Origin of the sequence: Thalassolituus sp. UBA675 (assembly GCF_002297765.1) — a bacterium.
Classification (GTDB): domain Bacteria; phylum Pseudomonadota; class Gammaproteobacteria; order Pseudomonadales; family Oceanobacteraceae; genus Thalassolituus.
In genome coordinates this window covers 160,958-179,446 of record NZ_DBNJ01000009.1, presented here as the reverse complement: position 1 = coordinate 179,446, position 18,489 = coordinate 160,958, and the positions used below count along the sequence as shown (strand labels likewise).

16 protein-coding genes are annotated in these 18,489 nt (G+C 50.5%); 8 read left to right on the top strand and 8 right to left on the bottom strand.

Annotated features, from left to right (window positions below; all coding sequences use genetic code 11):
* Positions 1-80 precede the first annotated feature (80 nt).
* From B3007_RS04670 to ald, 3 genes are all read right to left on the bottom strand, one after another.
* Positions 81-1,967, bottom strand: a complete 1,887-nt coding sequence (locus tag B3007_RS04670) for a hypothetical protein (RefSeq protein WP_076514694.1) — start codon at positions 1,965-1,967, stop codon at positions 81-83.
* Between the two features lie 206 nt (positions 1,968-2,173).
* The gene (locus tag B3007_RS04665) at positions 2,174-2,509 is read right to left on the bottom strand and encodes a hypothetical protein (protein WP_084188678.1); all 336 of its coding nucleotides are present in this window, start codon (positions 2,507-2,509) and stop codon (positions 2,174-2,176) included.
* A gap of 107 nt (positions 2,510-2,616) precedes the next feature.
* Complete coding sequence (gene ald, locus B3007_RS04660; protein WP_301378515.1) at positions 2,617-3,738, bottom strand: alanine dehydrogenase; 1,122 nt, start codon at positions 3,736-3,738, stop codon at positions 2,617-2,619.
* Between the two features lie 215 nt (positions 3,739-3,953).
* On the opposite strand from ald, the gene B3007_RS04655 reads away from it, so the two are divergent.
* From B3007_RS04655 to B3007_RS04645, 3 genes are read left to right on the top strand one after another with little or no spacing between them, the layout of a single operon-like run.
* Positions 3,954-4,262, top strand: a complete 309-nt coding sequence (locus tag B3007_RS04655; RefSeq protein WP_297532994.1) for an iron uptake protein — start codon at positions 3,954-3,956, stop codon at positions 4,260-4,262.
* Positions 4,263-4,264: 2 nt separating this feature from the next.
* The gene (locus tag B3007_RS04650; protein ID WP_297532993.1) at positions 4,265-5,977 is read left to right on the top strand and encodes a PepSY-associated TM helix domain-containing protein; all 1,713 of its coding nucleotides are present in this window, start codon (positions 4,265-4,267) and stop codon (positions 5,975-5,977) included.
* Positions 5,970-6,272: a DUF3325 family protein gene (locus B3007_RS04645; RefSeq protein WP_068437715.1), complete on the top strand. Its 303-nt coding sequence runs from the start codon at positions 5,970-5,972 to the stop codon at positions 6,270-6,272. The genes B3007_RS04650 and B3007_RS04645 overlap by 8 nt, the downstream gene beginning before the upstream one ends.
* Before the next feature lie 8 nt (positions 6,273-6,280).
* Here the strand turns inward: B3007_RS04645 and B3007_RS04640 are convergent, their stop codons facing one another.
* From B3007_RS04640 to B3007_RS04625, 4 genes are all read right to left on the bottom strand, one after another.
* Complete coding sequence (locus B3007_RS04640; protein ID WP_068437712.1) at positions 6,281-6,865, bottom strand: exopolysaccharide biosynthesis protein; 585 nt, start codon at positions 6,863-6,865, stop codon at positions 6,281-6,283.
* 68 nt (positions 6,866-6,933) lie between these two features.
* Complete coding sequence (locus B3007_RS04635) at positions 6,934-8,865, bottom strand: acetyl-CoA hydrolase/transferase C-terminal domain-containing protein (RefSeq protein WP_068437789.1); 1,932 nt, start codon at positions 8,863-8,865, stop codon at positions 6,934-6,936.
* 41 nt (positions 8,866-8,906) lie between these two features.
* Positions 8,907-11,120, bottom strand: coding sequence for a YgiQ family radical SAM protein (locus B3007_RS04630; protein ID WP_068437709.1), 2,214 nt, complete (start codon positions 11,118-11,120; stop codon positions 8,907-8,909).
* Between the two features lie 178 nt (positions 11,121-11,298).
* On the bottom strand, positions 11,299-11,835 hold the full coding sequence (locus B3007_RS04625) for a hydrolase (RefSeq protein WP_068436317.1): 537 nt from the start codon (positions 11,833-11,835) through the stop codon (positions 11,299-11,301).
* A gap of 438 nt (positions 11,836-12,273) precedes the next feature.
* On the opposite strand from B3007_RS04625, the gene B3007_RS04620 reads away from it, so the two are divergent.
* The 5 genes from B3007_RS04620 to B3007_RS04600 all read left to right on the top strand — a co-directional run bounded on the left by B3007_RS04620 (position 12,274) and on the right by B3007_RS04600 (position 18,110).
* The gene (locus B3007_RS04620; RefSeq protein ID WP_297533090.1) at positions 12,274-13,593 is read left to right on the top strand and encodes a CmpA/NrtA family ABC transporter substrate-binding protein; all 1,320 of its coding nucleotides are present in this window, start codon (positions 12,274-12,276) and stop codon (positions 13,591-13,593) included.
* Positions 13,594-13,693: 100 nt separating this feature from the next.
* Positions 13,694-14,698 carry an ABC transporter permease gene (locus B3007_RS04615; RefSeq protein WP_301378508.1) on the top strand — a complete coding sequence of 335 codons (1,005 nt, stop codon included), beginning with the start codon at positions 13,694-13,696 and terminating at the stop codon, positions 14,696-14,698.
* Positions 14,699-14,725: 27 nt separating this feature from the next.
* The gene (locus B3007_RS04610; RefSeq protein ID WP_301378506.1) at positions 14,726-15,595 is read left to right on the top strand and encodes an ABC transporter ATP-binding protein; all 870 of its coding nucleotides are present in this window, start codon (positions 14,726-14,728) and stop codon (positions 15,593-15,595) included.
* Positions 15,596-15,636: 41 nt separating this feature from the next.
* Positions 15,637-16,788: an alginate export family protein gene (locus tag B3007_RS04605; RefSeq protein WP_301378504.1), complete on the top strand. Its 1,152-nt coding sequence runs from the start codon at positions 15,637-15,639 to the stop codon at positions 16,786-16,788.
* Between the two features lie 74 nt (positions 16,789-16,862).
* Positions 16,863-18,110: an NAD(P)/FAD-dependent oxidoreductase gene (locus B3007_RS04600; protein ID WP_301180993.1), complete on the top strand. Its 1,248-nt coding sequence runs from the start codon at positions 16,863-16,865 to the stop codon at positions 18,108-18,110.
* Here the strand turns inward: B3007_RS04600 and B3007_RS04595 are convergent, their stop codons facing one another.
* Positions 18,111-18,461 (bottom strand): VOC family protein, encoded by a 351-nt coding sequence (locus tag B3007_RS04595; protein ID WP_301180994.1) that lies wholly within the window; start codon positions 18,459-18,461, stop codon positions 18,111-18,113.
* Between the last annotated feature and the right edge of the window lie 28 nt (positions 18,462-18,489).

The window sequence follows — 18,489 nt, the reverse complement described above, 5'->3', positions numbered from 1 at the left end:
AACTGAGGACGTTCATTGTAACAGGGTTTTGTGTGGCGACACGCCCCGTTTTCACCTACGGGACGTGTCGCTTTGGTCGATTATCGACGAGATGAGTTCAGGTTGCTTTCGACAAAATCCAGCAGGCTGTCGATGACCGGATTGGGGTGCGTCGCGCTCGCATTTGCCACTGCGAACATCGGGTCCAGATGGTTCATTCCCTCAAGAACGATCGGGTCGTCCGTACCTTGACCACCAACTGGGTCGGCACCGATGCCCTCTTCAGCGATAAACTCAATTTTTGGAACGTTAGCTGCCCCATCACGGTGATAGAGATACATGCCATAATTCTCGGCAAAGTCATAAGGTGCCGCCATAGTCAGGTCCAGCAACAAACGCGTCGGGAAATACCATTCAGTCAGGTTGGTTTCACCGGCGTAGAGCGCCTCTACGAAGTCATCCATATCTGAGGTTTCTGAACGACGGCTCGTGAAGGTAATCTCGCCGTTCTCGTCCTGATGTTCGGTGTCTGAATTACTCGCGACCTCATCGAAGTCGGCCCAGCCGTACAGCGGCCCTTCCCCCGTACGCCAGCGATAAGGTCCAGCATCTGTCGCGATATAAGGCGTTGGAATAACGTCACCGCCGCCGGTACCCAGAATTGGTACGATCGACCCCACCAGATCAGCAATGCCCTTGCGCTCTTCCATACCACCGCCTTCGAAGAACCCAAGGGAGGTGCTGATAAATGGCAGAACGGTTGAGTTATCATCAAAGATCAGACCGACCAGGGCCTCGTTGGTGTAGCGAAAGTCATCAATGCTTGGCTTATAAAAGAAATCGTTGATATCCCGACTGTGTACCAGAGCCAAAAGTGTTCTCAACGTCAGCGAACGTGGCAACCGCTGAAGAGCCATGCTCTCTTCTTCTGGGGCTATACCAGCAAGTAGGGCCATGGCTTCTGGCAGGGCAAGAATCTCTGCGTTAAAGGCACCCTCGACAGCTAATGTACGTGGCAGATAGTTGTCACGCAGAAGGTTGACCGTGTTTGCGTAACTCTCAGCCTGATCCGCTTCGTCGTCCTCCTGCTGAATTCCCAGCCAGTCCGACAAACTGATCATGGTGGTTGATTCGACCATATCCTCTTCAGTGCTGGCATACACTGGACGCAACGAGGTATCGAAACCAAATGCCCCTGCCGTATTCATATAACCTGCATCATCGAGAGTGCTTCTGTCGCCGTCCCGATCCCAGGCAAGGAAGGTCGAGGTGTGCAGGCCACCCAATGAGTGACCACCGACAAAGACTTTTTCTTTACGCGTAGCCTGATCCGGAATCATATATTCCATCACAGCGAACATATCGTCAGTGGCCATGGCGAGGCCGTAATCGACGACTTCCTCAAGATCGCGGGACGTCTTGAATCCTTCAAATATCTTGCCGTCGACTTCTTTGCCCTCGTAGTAATAACCAATCATGACGTCTTCCGCTTCACTGACGTCAGTCAGACCTTCAGCCGCATTAACGCCCGTCAGGTCTTCCAGACAATTTGAGCGACGATCGACTGCCCACACCTCAAGGCTAATGCCATGTTGCATAGCCGCCTTATAAATCATATTGCGCGCAATGTAGTGGAATCCGTTTGCACCTTCGATTACACCGGGCATCATCAACAAGGCTGCATCCGCCTCAGCAGCGTTGTCAGGGCCACTGCGTAATTTATGACGCACGAACTGTATAGACGCACACCCTTCACTAACGGTCGCATTCACAGCTGGATTTGTTGATGGAATTTTCATAAAACTCGATACAACCGCAGTATCAACCTGCTCTCGAGTCCAGTCGCGAGCCACTCGCTCGAGTTTTTCTTCGGGCACGGCTCCTTTGGGGGAATACCAGGCATAAGTATTCGCACTGAGTGCCGCAGATACGATTGCTGTGGCAAGTGTGAGGTAGCGTGGCCGGTATGATCGAAGTCCTGTTGTCATGTTTTTATCCTGGGCTGAAAATGGTCAGTCAGGTATAGGAGATCAGATCTGAAAGGGCTGGTTAAATATGGCCAAAAAGAAGGAAACAAAAGAAAAGGTATAAAACGTCCTAGCCGAAAAAAGCCACTCCGAAGAGTGGCCTTTTCTGTGAAGCAAAACTAACTGCTATTTTATCGTAATCGCTTCACTTCACCGCATCGAAACTGTTACTCAGCAGCTGCGGTCGCAGCATCGTCAATCTCATCTGCTACATCTTCAGCAGCATCTTCCGTTGCTTCACCAGCATCCTCTGCGGCAGAAGAGACTTTATCCGCTGCTTTTTCGGCAGCTGATTTATCGGTAAAGGTATTTTCGACTGCAGCAGCGGCTTCTTCTGCAGCATCCTCCGCCGCGCGCATCGCGTCTTCCGCTTTGTCACCTGCCGCTTCGGCCATTTCTTCGGCTTCGGCTTTGGCTGTATCCGCCGTTTCTTTGGCCTGTTCACACCCTGCCAGTACCAGACCAAACATCAGAGTGAGCATTGCGAATGTAATACGTTTCATAATCATCTCCATAAGCTTTTATTTATTGAGCTTACATTAAATGACCAAGGCGAGGCTGCAAAGTTCCGACATCTGTAATTTTTCAAAAATCATTAGATCAATTACTCTCAACTTCTCGACAGTAGTCTCAGGCGATCTGTGAAAGATCGATTCTGACTCGCCGCAACCTCAGGGCTGACAAGCTCTCCTCGATAAACATTCAAGCCATTTAAAAGGTTAGTATCTGCAACCAGCGCCTCTTTCACACCATGATTGGCCAACGCAAAAATAAACGGCAGCGTTGCGTTATTCAGCGCAAGGGTGGACGTGCGGGCAACGGCGCCGGGCATATTGGCTACACAGTAGTGAACAACGCTCTCTTCAATGAATACAGGTGATTCGTGAGTTGTAGGACGCGAGGTTTCAGCACATCCACCCTGATCGATAGCCACATCCACAATAACAGAGCCAAGCTTCATGGAATGCAGGTGGCTATGCTTAATCAGCTTGGGCGCTGAAGCCCCGGGAAGAAGAACCGCACCGACGACCAGATCAGCACGAGCCAGGTGTTCGTCCAGCGCTGTTCTCGTTGAGTACACGGTATTTATTCTGTTGCCATAGTGAGAGTCGAGTTCACGCAACCGATTCATCGATGTATCCAGCACTGTGACACGAGCCCCCATACCCACAGCGACGGCAAGCGCATTGCTCCCGACCACGCCGCCGCCCAGAATAATCACTTCAGCCGCTGGCACCCCAGCAGCACCTGACAGCAGCACTCCCCGCCCACCAGCGGCCATCTCAAGGCTATGAGCCCCTGCCTGAACAGCCATACGCCCGGCTATCTCGGACATAGGTGCTAACAGAGGTAATCGCCCTTGCTCGTCTGTGACTGTCTCGTATGCGATACAGGTAGCGCCAGACGCAATAAGCGAGTCAGTTAAGTCATGGTCAGGTGCCAGATGGAGATATGTGAATAAAGTGTGCTTGGACGTAAGTAATTCTACTTCAGACGCCTGCGGCTCTTTCACCTTAATGATGAGTTCAGCAACATCGAATAATTCGGCAGCACTGCTGACTACTTCAGCGCCACTGTTCAGGTAGAGATCGTCGGTGAAACCTATCGCCTCTCCGGTGCCCGTTTCAACAAAGACATCATGTCCCCGATGTACCAGCTCTCTGACGCTGTCGGGCGTCAACCCTGCCCGATACTCGTGATTCTTTATTTCTTTTGGTACGCCAACTCGCATAAATACGTCTCCTGTCGACTTACTCCTCAGAATAGCAGCACCCCGGCCCGATATGTTCTTTCAGGCCACAAATACCACACTCCCCGTTGCCAAAACACAACACCTGACAATGACCTTACTACTGGCCGATGAGTTTCACGATAACAATTGAATGCGAACCATTATCTCTTGTACTATCACAAGCGAAATGCCATACCCACAATCGTGTAGGATTTATGTCGACTCTTTTAAGTTTCACCCGCAGGTCGCTTGGCCCGGTTCTTACTGCCTTCATTGGTGGCTACCTGTTCACCTGGGGCTTCGTTGCCCTGACGGTCACCGCAACGGTCGCCCTTGGCTGGGGCTTTCATACCGCAGAGCACACTGCATTTCTTCTGGCCTTCCCTGTCTTCCTGCTCGTGTTCTTCTGGCTGTTTCTGAACCGGAAAACCTTGCTGACGCATGCCATTGCCTACGGCGGAGGCGTTGCTATGACAGGCATATCAATCTGGTTGCAATCCGTTCTACTGACTCAGGGAGGTTGACCATGCAATTCAATAGCACTCGCCAGGGTATGGCCTGGTTGCATACCTGGCTTGGCCTGATTCTTGGTTTCGTCCTGATGGTCTGTTTTTTCTTTGGTGCCCTGTCTGTATTCGACCGGGAGATTGATCGTTGGGCCATCCCTGAGACCCGCTTTGATCCGCAACCTATGCCGTCTTTCGACAACCTGCTGATGGGTGTGTTCGAGCGCATCGAACCGGATGAAGCAGAATACAATCGCATGATGCCGAAATACCATGATGCCAGCGCTGGCGAGATGACGCCGCGACTGGAACTACCGGCGGATGAGTATTGGGCGTATACCACCCATCGCGACCCTGTCTTACGTATGGGTGCGGGTTTCCGGGTTCCCTTTCCTGCCGACACTGAAGGTCACAACCATATCCATGGCAATACCACGATCGATCCTCGTACTGGCGCCAGTGTCCCGGATCATCACCTTAAAATCGGGAGTGAATGGTTCTATCCACTGCACTATAGCCTGAATATTAACTGGAACTTCCTCGGCTTTTTTATTGTGGGCATTGCCGGTTTCTTTATGCTGGTTGCGCTTATTTCTGGTGTATGGATACACCGTAAGATTTTCCGCGAATTGTTTACCTTCCGCCGCCATAAAAGTAAGCAGCGCAGTATTCTCGACATGCACAATATGACCGGCGTGGTGGCGCTGCCATTTCACTTCTTTTTTGCGTTTACTGGCCTGATTATCTTCGTCGCCTTTTACTATATGCCCGTCACTAACACCATGCTGGAACCCTTGCACAGCGCCCAGCAGGAAATCGAAGCACAGGAAATGGGGTTACCTCATAAACGCGCCGGCGTTACTGCACCCATGGCCTCTGTCGATGCGATGGTCGCAGAAGCGAAACGTCGCTGGGCAGCAAGGGACATGGCTGGCGAAGTCGGCTTCCTGCAGATGCACCATGTCGGTGACCAGAATGCTTATGTCAGCATTTATCGTGCGGGTAGCGATCGCGTTGCTCTCGTGGGTGAAGGTATCCACTTTAATGGCGTCACGGGGGAAGTGCTCCGCGAAGATCCCCCTCACAGTCTTGCCGAAGCCATTGGCGATTTTCTCGCCGGCCTGCACCTCCAGCATTTTGAGCACTGGTTCCTACGCTGGCTCTACGTTATTGGAGGCCTGCTCGGCTGTGCATGTATTGCTACTGGGTTTATGTTCTTTGTCGAAAAGCGCAAGCAGCAGCATGCCAAAGCAGGTTCTCAGGGAAGCAGAGTTGTCGACGCATTTGCAGTGACCACAGTGACCGGCATGGTCATCGCTGCAATCGCAATGCTGACCGCCAACCGCTTTATTCCTGCCGCAACGGAAGGCAAAGGTGAGATAGAGAAAATTGTCTTCTGGTCTGTGTGGGCTCTGTCGTTCCTGCACGCAGCATGGCGTAGTGCTCCTGTTGCTCTGGCGAAAAGTAATCCCGCCTGGAAAGAGCAGACGATGCTAATTGCCCTCCTGGGGGTTGTCGCGGTCATCGCGAACTGGATCAGTACCGGAGACCATTTAATTAAAACAATCTTTACAGATCCCTACTGGGCAGTCGCGGGTGTCGACCTCAGCCTGCTAGCGGGAAGCCTCATCGCTCTACTGACAGTAAAAAAGATGTCCGCAATGAATGAAACACAAAGCAAACAGGAAGCCGGACAAGAAGAGATAGCTACAGGAGAAACCGCTTATGAATGAGGCAGCATGGTTAACAATCGCCTTTGTACTGATGCTGCTGGCAATGAGCTGGTTCGCGCTGTCTCTCAAGTCACACTGGAAGCAGGTGACGGACGGAAAGCCCGCCTCGCGTATTCTCAGAAGCCTGGGCTGGTTTTGCGTCATGCTGTCTGGTCTGGCGTGCCTTCAGGCTGACCACGCCTCAATGGCAGTGCTTGTCTGGGCCATGCTAAGCGCAACTGCTGCTTTTATCGTTGGCCAGGTATTAAGTTATCGCCCGACTCTACTCAGACCTCTCGCGCTGTTCCGAGCTTAGAGCCAGACTCAAAGAAAGCCAAATTCAGTACCGGCCCAATAACCGGCTACAGAGAAAAGAACCAGTGCAAGAACCAACATAATCCCATCGCGGGTACTCAAGCCGATGGCAGCGAAAATAATCGCAAGTGCAGGGATTGCTGCAGCCATAGGGATGAGTTCAAGCGGTATCATTAACAAGCCAAACATAACGCACAGCGCTGCGATTAAGCGACTGATGACAGGGCCGAATAAAAACGTCAGCCGTGGCTTGAACAAGCGGTCAATTCGCTTGGTCACTGGAGTGATCTGATCAACGCCCTCACTGAAGCGTTCCCGGTCGAAGTCTGCTTTGCGTAAACGGGATGGAATCCAGGGATGACTTTTTCCAAATACTTTCTGTACTGCAATAAGGGCAATAAGAATCCCACACAAACTCGGTATACCGGGTATGGCACCACTGGGTAAAAATGCTATCAGTGCCGGAGCCATCAGTAGCGGACCAAAGCCCCGCCCTTCCAGCGAACTGACAATATCCCCCAGCGAAATACGCTCATCGTCGGTATCCTCACGCAGTGTCGTCAGTACTGAGGTTATATCGAGATTATCCGCCACTCGCCGTCTCCTGAGGCTGCCCTATCTTCATGCAATGATGCATTGCACAGATGACATTTATATTGTTGCTACTCGCTTGAGAATAATGCATAACGTAACAACCTGGCGGTTAATTTTTCCTTGAGCGACGTAGCCTCACTGAGCGACATTCGCGATACTTCTTCTTCGTAATCCGGGAGCTGGGTTGTCAGGGCTCGATATATCAGCTGTAACTTACCGGCTGTGGTCGACGTGCTTCGCCTCAATATCTGCAAGGCTGTGACCAGTTTCTGCTCGACCGGGGTAAAGTCACTGCCAAGTGGGTAGTCGATCAGGCTACCATTGCGACGAAACTCTGCGAGTCTTTTTCCCAGAATTTCCGGTGAATTTTTCTGTTTAATCGTACTGATATAAAAAGAAGCCTTCAATTTACCGGCGGCAACAGCCTGCTCTTTCAGACTCGTGACTGAGCCCGACGCCGATACGCTGAGCATTCGCTGAATACATTCTTCGTCGGACGCAAAACGCAGATCGGCAATGCCGTATTCGGTCACATAAATATCGCGAAGATGGCGAGGTATCGTCAGGTTGGATAAGTTCCAGCGGACATTACTTTCCTGCTTATCGCCGCGAGCAGCATGTAACATCAGCACTGAACGCGCTTCCGGTAAATCCGCCGCCATGGATACGAAATTATATTGTCCACCAACGCCTGAGACGACGCGACCATCAGGCAATGTCTCAGAAGCAGCTCCACCGAGCGGCGTTGCCATCATACAAATATTCATAAATCGCGCATGACGCCTCTGTTCAACCTCAAGCTCATAGTCCGGCCCGGTGACAGAGTTAATGCGGCCAATGCGATCCATCTCTAATGTATTCGGTTGCGCGCCCTGTTCTTCAATCCATTGATAAAACTCCGGCGAGCCAAGATAAAATCCACCACGAAGGTATTTACCTTCAGACTCAACAGTTTCCTGCTCCGCTGCGGACAGTTGCCCAGCATTAAGTTTGCGCATCAGAGCCAGGTCATCAACCACGCGCCGCTTCATAATGCCTTGCTCGACGAGCACCCTGAACCCTTCGTTCACCATTTCGCTACAACCGTATACTCCGGTTTCGAAAGGCTCGTATCCCCCGTACTCCCGCACCAGATCAGACGCCAGAACATCCGGGTTCAGCGCGTTAATAATCTTACGATAAAGTGCATTGTCCGTATGTCGGAGGACCAGTGCGTAGCAAAGGGCATCGGCTAATGCCCCAATCCCCACCTGTAGGGTACCTCCGTCTTTTACCAGTAATGACGCATAAAAGCCTATGGCAAAATCACTGTCACTGACCGGCTGACGAGGCAAAGCAAACAACTGGTCATTGGTACTTGTAACATTGACGATAGCGTCGAAAAACTGAGAAGGCATGACGGCCTTGCCACCGACCCACGGAAGGTTGTGATCAACTTCACCGACACAGAAAGGTCGGGGTTGCCCTGCCTGCTGTATTCGATCAAGCACGTCCTGTGTCAAATCTGTATTCGACGAGAGCGAATATTCTCCACTGTCGTTAGCTGATACTCGCTGAAAAACAACGTTTATCCCTTTGGTCGATAAAGCATCCGCCACTTCTGTGTAATTAAGGCTGTTGTAATTCTGTTGCCCTTGCGCGGATTTCACATAGCTGCCGGGCTGAGTGTAAAACTCCTCAACGTGAATGTTCCCAGGCAACTTACCGGCCTTCATATCGTCAGCGTACTTCAGCCGCGGGAAATCCTTGCCATACAACCTTTCGACAAAGGGAGTCAGAAATCGGGATTCAAGATCGGAGGCAGGCTCAGGAGGGTTAAGAGAAAGTGCGGTGAAAATAGTCAGTGATAAATCACTGCGATCTTTCACCGTATCGTACAGCGCGTTGATTAAACGGTTGGGTTTGCCTAGCCCCAGAATAGTAGCCAGGCGAATGTCCGGCCCGCAGGTCTCAATAACCTGCGCGACCATATCGTCGTAAGAAGTAAACTGCTGTGTCATATCGTCCATATCCAGGTTGGACGTCAGCAAGCCACCAGAGTTCAGCGGCGCTTACGTGGGCCAGCCTTCTTTGCAGTACCGGGTTTTGTTGAACTCGTTGGTGATCCACCTTTGCGTTTCGCAGCACTCGCCTTTGGTTTGAAACCCGGGCGTTGATGACGCTTGGAAGGTACTTCATCCTCTGCCGGAATCAATGCATTCGGGCCGCTACCAATAAGATCGGTACGCCCGATGCGTTTCAGCTCCTCACGCAAGGCAGGCCAGCCTCTTGAATCGTGATAACGAAGGAAAGCCTTTTGCAGACGACGCTCCTCAAGCTTACGAGGTATATGCATCTTCTTCGATTTGTAGCTCATCCGGTGCAACGGATCACGCTCGGAATGATACATGGCGGTTGCCAGTGCCATTGGTGACGGATAGAAAGTCTGTACCTGATCGACCCGGAACTTGTTGCGTTTCAGCCACAGCGCCAGATTCATCATGTCTTTGGTTTCAGTACCCGGATGCGCCGCAATAAAGTAAGGAATCAGGTACTGCTCTTTACCCGCCTCTTTCGAGAATTTATCGAACATGCGCTTAAAGGCATCGTATGTTCCCATGCCCGGCTTCATCATTTTGTTAAGCACGTTCATCTCTGTGTGCTCAGGCGCGATCTTCAGATAGCCACCAACGTGGTGCGTCACCAGTTCACGAACGTACTCGGGATCTTTGACTGCCAGGTCATAACGAAGGCCAGAGGCAATCGCTACTCGCTTGATTCCCGGCAGTGCACGGGCGGCACGGTAAAGCTGAGTCGTTGCACTATGGTCGGTTTTCAGGTTTTTGCAGATACCCGGGAAAACACAGCTCAGACGACGACAGTTTTTAAGAATTTCAGGGCTCTTACAGTTCAGGTGGTACATATTTGCGGTCGGGCCGCCGAGATCCGAAATAGTGCCGGTAAAGCCCGGGACCTTATCGCGGATTTCTTCAATCTCATTGATCACCGATTCCTGAGAGCGGCTCTGAATAATCCGCCCCTCGTGCTCGGTAATTGAGCAGAAGGTACAGCCACCGAAACAACCCCGCATGATATTGACCGAAAAACGGATCATTTCGTAAGCCGGAATTTTCGCATCACCATACGAAGGGTGAGGAACCCGCTGATATTGGAAGCCGAACACGCTGTCCATCTCGTCGGTTTCGAGGGGGATCGGTGGCGGATTGACCCAGATTTCACGGGTGCCATGTTTCTGTACCAGCGGTCGTGCGTTATAGGGGTTCGACTCCTGATGAAGCACCCGTGATGCATGCGCATACAGCGCGCTGTCGTTGCGGACTTTCTCGAACGATGGCAGACGAATGACCGTTGTTTCAGGATCAAGATCGGCCTTTCGATGCAGTGGCATAGGCACAATCTTAACCGGCATCACATCATTGTCTTCTGCGCTGCCTTCCTGTTCTTCCCCGTCTCCGTTGGTACTACAGGACATGGTCTCTGTATCTTTCATCTCATAGGGATTCGGTATCTCGTCGATACGCCCTGGCCAGTCGATTCGTGTGGAGTCGACTTCTGCCCAGCCTTCCGGAGTTGCTTCACGGACGATGGTCGTACCCCGGAGATCGGTCAGATCTTTGACTTCCCGCCCCTGAGCTAACGCATGCGTCAGGTCGACAATCGCGCGTTCTGCATTGCCATATAAAAGGATGTCCGCACCAGAATCAATCAACACCGAGCGACGAACCTGATCAGTCCAGTAGTCGTATTGAGCAATTCGGCGCAGCGATGCCTCAATGCCACCAATCACGATGGGGACATCTTTATAGGCCTCCCGGCATTTCTGCGAATAGACGATCACCGCGCGATCTGGTCGCTTACCCGGCTCGCCATGCGGTGTGTAGGCATCGTCTGAGCGAACTTTCAGGTCGGCTGTGTAGCGGTTAATCATGGAGTCCATGTTTCCCGCGGTGATGCCGAAATAGAAATTCGGCTTACCTAACCTGGTGAAGTCTTCGGGGTTGTTCCAGTCAGGCTGAGCAATGATGCCGACACGAAACCCCTGAGATTCCAGCATCCGCCCCATGACCGCCATACCAAAACTGGGGTGATCAACGTACGCGTCCCCGGTTACCAGGATAACGTCACATGAATCCCAGCCAAGCTGATCCATCTCTTCCCTGGACATAGGCAGAAACGGCGCGGTGCCAAAGCACTCTGCCCAGTATGGATAGTTGGAGAACAAGTGCTTGTTCGTCTGGCTGGAAGGCTGATTCATGGATAACCGCAAAGACCGAGGAGTATGGTCAGCTATTGTCTCAAAATCAGAGCCCAGAGCCAATGTGCACACCGGCTTTATGGCTTGTATGGTTGGTGCTTTCTCACACCTGACATGTAATAAACTGTGAAGCGCTGGCTGAGCGAGGTGTCTGGCCTCGCCCATATTACGGTAGAGATTACTTAATCTGATCCAATACGGCTTTAAACTCCGGTACCTTGCAACTGCCCACCAGCTCGAACAGGCACATTTCGACGCTGGTTGGGCGAGCACCGGCATCCAGCATACGATCAATTCCCAGCTGACGGTTTGCGGGTGTTCGCGAGGAAACGCAGTCAGTAACGACCTCAACTTTACGCCCAAGCTCAATCAGATCCCGTACGGTCTGATACACGCAAATATGCGATTCGATGCCCGCGACCAGCCAGGTATGGACATCACTCGCTTCAATAGCATCGACGAAACGCGGTTCACCACAGGCACTGAAGGTGTACTTGGAGATGGGTTCTCCAGAAAGAAGCTCCGTTAACTCAGATGATGTCTCGCCCAGCTTTTCCGGGTTCTGCTCAAGCCAGATAATCGGCAGGTCAATCGCCTTTATGCCGGAAATCAGTGTTCTCAGAGAGGCGTGCATTGCCTCGGAATCGTGCATCAATCGGGCTAACTTACCCTGAACATCCACAATGATCAGGCCGGTGCGCTTGCGGTTGAGCATAAAAATTCCTTATTTCACAAATGGTTATAGTGATTACGATACGAGCTGCACCAGAGTATCACCAAACATCAGCGCTCCGCACCAAAACAAGCCGAAGGTAATCGCAGATATCTAATAATAATTCTCAACCTCATATTTAAAACTGACAACCATATAATCCTTACCTCTCTGAAACCTGCATGAAACAAGGCTTCTCTGGAATTATTTCAATTTAATAAATTAATTGGCACGGTGCTTGTATTAAGCATTTCAGAACTTCAATGGCGAAGTTCGCAATTTTCAAATCAAGATTTACAAAGCAAAGGCGCTTTCGACTCCTGCTAATAGCAGTGCTGTCGTAGCGCCTTTTTTTGTTGCTTTAAAAAGGGGAAGGAAATGCGAGGAATCAAAACTCTGCGCCGCACGTTTGTGAAAAGCGCACTGGTATTGGCCGCAGGCATGGCAACCATGTCAGCGCCTCTGGTATCCGCTGAGGAATGGGCAGAAAAAGAAGAACTGAAGTTCGGTTTTATCAAGCTGACCGACATGGCTCCTCTGGCTGTAGCCTATGAAAAAGGCTACTTCGAAGAAGAAGGTCTGTACGTCACCCTCGAAGCACAGGCTAACTGGAAAGTCCTGCTCGACCGCGTAATCGATGGTCAGCTCGACGGTGCCCACATGCTTGCTGGTCAGCCCCTGGGCGCAACCATTGGCTTCGGTACGCAGGCACACATCATCACTGCGTTCAGCATGGACCTCAACGGCAATGGCATCACGGTATCAAACGATATCTGGAGCCAGATGAAAGAGCACATCCCGCACGAAGATGGCAAGCCAGTTCACCCGATTAAAGCAGATGCACTTAAGCCAGTCGTTGAGAAATATAAAGCCGACGGTAAGCCATTCAACATGGGCATGGTATTCCCGGTTTCAACACACAACTATGAACTGCGTTACTGGTTGGCTGCGGGCGGTATTCACCCGGGTTACTACGCACCGCATAAAGGTGATACCTCGGGTCAGATTGATGCTGATGCGCTGCTTTCTGTAACTCCACCACCGCAAATGCCTGCAACGATGGAAGCCGGCACCATTTACGGTTACTGCGTGGGTGAACCATGGAACCAGCAAGCCGTATTTAAAGGTATTGGTGTACCCGTTATTACCGACTACGAAATCTGGAAAAACAATCCAGAAAAAGTATTTGGTGTGAGCAAAGAATGGGCAGACAAATACCCAATCACTCATAAGAAAGTGGTTAAGGCGATGATTCGTGCAGCAGCCTGGCTGGATGCTGACAACAACGCGAACCGTCCTGAAGCAGTAAAAATTCTGTCTAAGTCTCAGTACGTAGGCGCTGACTATGACGTTATTGCTAACTCAATGACAGGCACCTTCGAATACGAGAAAGGCGATAAGCGCGAAGTGCCAGACTTCAACGTGTTCTTCCGTTACAACGCAACCTACCCATACTACTCGGATGCCATCTGGTACCTCACTCAAATGCGTCGCTGGGGGCAGATTTCTGAAGAAAAATCAGATGACTGGTTCATGGAAACAGCGAAGAAAGTTTATCGCCCAGACATCTACGCTTCTGCAGCCAAAGAGCTGATCAAAGAAGGCAAGCTTGATGCGAAAGACTTCCCGGATTTCGCAACAGAAACCGGCTTCAAACCCGCTCAGAAAGGCTTCATCGACAATATCGTATACGACGGTAGCAAGCCTAATGAGTACCTCAAGAAGTTCGAAATCGGCCTGAAAGGCGCCGAGAAAATCTGATCTGAATATCCGGTCTGATGCAACAAAGTGGGTGAGGCTTTCCTCACCCACCCATTAAAAAGGGTCAACGGACTCAATGGTCCGGACCGAAGGAGTTTTTATGACTACTGCGCTGTCGAACATTGCCTGGATTTCACCCTTTGTAAGCATTGCGAAAGGTGAAGATGTTTCTGGAAATATCCAGACGATTATTAAAACTATCGGTCTGCCACTGGCCGGCCTACTGGTTTTTCTGATGATCTGGCAAGCCGCCGCCAGTAATATCAATACATCTCTGGGGCAATTCCCCGGACCAGGTGACGTTGTTACCCAGACCAAAGGTCTGCTCTCTGAACACTTCACTGAACGTGAAAAAGCCGAAGCGTTTTACGAGCGTCAGGAAAAACGTAACGCTGCCCGCGTTAAACAAGACCCAACGTACGTTCCGAAAATCCGGGACTACACAGGTAAGCCAACCTACATCGATCAGATTGGAACCAGCCTGGTAACCGTATTAAGTGGTTTTGTTCTTGCCTCACTGATTGCTATCCCATTTGGTATCGTTATTGGACTGAGTGCTAACCTTTACAGCGCATTCAATCCTGTTATCCAGATTTTTAAGCCAGTATCACCTTTAGCCTGGCTCCCTATCGTCACTATGGTGGTATCTGCTCTCTATGTATCAGACGATCCGATGGTGCCGAAATCATTCGTGACTTCCATGATCACAGTCATGCTGTGCTGCCTGTGGCCAACGGTAATTAATACCGCAGTGGGTGTCGCATCTATTCCTAAAGATCTCGTGAATGTGTCACAGGTCTTGCGCCTGAGCTATATGGAACACGTTCGTAAGATCGTACTTCCTTCATCTATCCCAATGGTATTTACCGGTCTGCGTCTTTCTCTGGGTATTGCCTGGATGGTACTGATCGCGGCGGAAATGCTTGCGCAGAACCCAGGTCTTGGAAAATTCGTCTGGGACGAATTCCAGAACGGCTCTTCTGACTCCTTAGGCCGGATTATGGTCGCCGTTATCACCATTGGTTTGATTGGCTTCTTACTTGACCGCGTCATGCTGATGATTCAGCGCAAAGTGTCGTGGGATAAGTCAGCAGCTACACGATAAGTACACAAAGGACAGAGGAGTTTCATTATGAACCCATTACTCGAACTATCAGATGTTGGTATCGAATTTCCAACACCGAAAGGTCCTTTCTGTGCGCTTCAGAATGTGAACCTGAAAATTAAGAAAGGCGAATTCATTTCGCTGATTGGTCACTCTGGCTGCGGTAAGTCTACGGTACTGAATATCGTGGCTGGTCTGTATCAGGCGACTCAGGGCGGCGTCGTTCTGAGCGGAAAAGAAGTGAATGAACCAGGCCCTGAGCGTGCTGTTGTCTTCCAGAACCACTCTCTCCTGCCTTGGCTCACCGCCTATCAGAACGTCGAACTGGCAGTAAAGCGCGTATTTAAAGGCCAGAAATCCAAAGCAGAAATGCGCGAATGGATTGAACACAATCTCGAGTTGGTTCACATGAGCCACGCCATGCACAAACGCCCCGATGAAATCTCCGGTGGTATGAAACAGCGCGTTGGTATTGCCCGTGCACTATCGATGGAGCCGCAGGTTCTGTTAATGGACGAGCCGTTCGGCGCACTTGATGCCCTGACACGCGCTCACCTGCAGGACTCTCTGATGGAAATTCAGAAAGACCTGAACAACACCGTCATCATGATTACCCACGATGTCGACGAGGCAGTATTGCTTTCGGATCGTATTGTGATGATGACCAATGGTCCGTCCGCGACCATAGGCGAAATTATGGACGTAGAACTTGAACGCCCACGTAACCGAATTCAACTTGCCGACGACCCGCAATACAACAAGTACCGTCAGCAGGTTCTGAGTTTCCTGTATGAAAAACAGAGAAAGCCGGATACAGATGCGCCCGCTAAGAAGGCTGCCGACTCCGACGATAGTAATGAAGAAAAGGTCGACAAAAAGACCGGTGAAGTTGCTTAACCTCTATTGATAAAAAGGCTTCGAATTAAAAGGAGAATGCCATGCAAGCTAAGAAAACGTTACTGGCGATCGCATTGGGGACTGCCACACTGGGTGCATCTGCGTATGAAACTGAGTACGGCAATGCCTACGCTGATGTCAAAGTGCGTTACGAGACCAATGATACTGACGATGCGACTGATAATGACGCCGCGACAGGCCTGATTACTGACGCTGCAGTCGGCTTTGAAACGCTCAATTACGAAGGGTTCTCGGCTCTTGTAGAATACGAAATTGTTCAGCCTCTGATTGACGATTACGCTCCCGAAAAGGCAGGCTATGATGCTATTGCAGATCCTGAAACCCGCGAATGGAACCGGGCCCAGGTCAGCTACAAAAAAGACGAATTCGGTGCAATCGTCGGCCGCCAGCGTATTATTCTCGACGGCGCACGTTTTGTTGGTAACGTAGGCTGGCGCGCAAACGAGCAAACGTTTGATGCTGTTACGCTGACCTATTCTAAAGATGAGCTTTCTTTGCACTACTCTTTCATTGATCAGGTCAATGGTATCTTGCCGAGGTTTGACGCCGATACGACAAGCCATTTACTAAACGCTGGTTATAAAGTAGGTACCGGTAAAATCACTGCGTACGCTTACCTGCTAGAAGACGATGATACCGAAAATAGTCAACGTGACACATTCGGCCTTAGCTACAACGGTAGCTATGATATGGATGGCACTAAACTCATCTATAAGGCCGAGTATGCTACTCAGAGCACGGAAACTGCAGACACTAACTACTTTGCCCTTGAGGGTGGCGCCGTGGTATCTGGCGTAACATTGGCACTGGGTAATGAAACACTGGGTAGCGATGATGGTAATGCAGCATTTGAAACTCCGTTGGCAACCAAACACAAGTTTAATGGTTGGGCGGATAAGTTCCTGAGTACCACGGTAAGTACCAGCGGTGACGGCCTGAGCGATACTTATGTCAAAGCCGCTGGTGCAGTCGCTGGCGTAAAACTGGTTGGTTTTTACCACACTTTCAACTCTGTTGAAGATGACGTTGATTTTGGTAACGAACTGGACCTGCTGGCAGTTAAGAAACTCGATGACACCTTCACTGTAGGTGCAAAAGCGGCGTTTTACTCTGCGGGTGATACCGGCGTAGATACCACTAAAATGTGGGCATGGGTTCAGGCTAAGTTCTGATACCCCGCAACGAAACTCAGCGGCCTATGGCCGCTGTTTTCGTTTATTCTGTTATAAAAGATGTGGAGAATCGAGTGAAGAGTGAAGACAAGAAAGTAGAAAACCAACTGGTAATTATCGGTAACGGTATGGCGGCTAATCGCATACTGGAGGGGCTTGCTGAAGATCATCCATACGACCGGATTCTTGTGCTCGGCGATGAAAAGATCCCTCACTACAATCGCATTATGCTCTCACCTCTTCTCGCCAAAGAAACGACTCTGGCGAACATAACACCCCATGATGACGCATGGTATTCCAACTACCGTATATCGATTCAGCTGGGTGACAGTGCCACTCTGGTTGATACAGAACAAAAAATCGTTACCACCCAAAGCGGTCGTAGCTATCCATATGAAAAGTTGGTATTCGCCACGGGGAGCCGTTCGTTTATACCTCCGGTCAAAGGTGCAGATCACCCGGATGTCATCGGTTTTCGCACAATGAGTGATGTTGATGCTATGGAAGAAAAGCTCAACGGCCTTAAACATGCAACCGTAATAGGCGCTGGCTTGCTTGGCGTAGAAGCTGCCGTCGGGCTGAAACTACGAGGAATCGACGTCACTCTGATTCATCGCAATCCTGTTTTAATGAACCGCCAGCTTGATGCAAAAGCGTCTGATCTTTTAAAAGGGGCTTTGGAGGAACGAGGAATTGAAGTGATCACTGGAGTAAATCCAGAAGAAGTTCTGACAGACGACTCAGGGGTCCGCGAAGTATCCTTTGCAACCGCCGATACTCTCGAAAAACGCGATACTCAACTGGTTATCTTTGCAACGGGTATTCTTCCTAACAAAGAACTTGCGGATAGCTCAGGACTCAGCGTGAATCGAGGTATCTGTGTCGATGAAAGAATGCAGACATCTGCTGACGACATCTTTGCCCTGGGAGAATGCTGTGAGTTTTCAGGAACCACTTACGGTTTAGTAGCACCTATCTGGGATCAGGCCGACGTCATCGTCAGACAACTAACATCCAAAGATAACGCCAGTGGTTACATTGAGCGATCACACCTGACCAAACTCAAAGTATCGGGCCTGGACATCCATAGTATCGGTGAGTACGAAACACCGGAAGGCGCAGACGCCCTGGTACTGGAAGACCGAGAATATGGTGTCTACAAGAAAGTGATCCTGAAGGCCAACCGGATCATAGGTGCGTTATGTATAGGAGATGTCACCGACAGCCATTGGTACTACCAAATGATGGAAGAAAAAACAGACGTCAGTGACTATCGCGACATGCTCATATTCGGGCAAGCGTATTGTTCCGACGCAGCCTGATCAGTGATCAGACCAGACTGCGAACTCATTCCCACTGGGCTCACGGAAATGGAAACGCTTCCCTCCTGGAAACTCAAAAACCGGGCGCACGATTTCACCGCCAGCAGCACTGACCTTACTCATGGTGTTTTCTATATTGCGGCTATAAAACACCAGCAATGCACCACCTCGGGCGGGGTCAGAGGCTAACTCAGCCTGATAGAAACCGCCCATTAACCCCTGAAAGTCGAACGCTGTGTACGACTCACCATAATCGGTGAACTGCCAGTGAAATACCTGATTAAAAAACGTTTTGGTTGCTTCAAGATCACGTGCTGCAAACTCAACGTAATCCATCTTTTCGTGTTTCATCCGTTCCTTCCTTGTCAGTGGTTCTGTT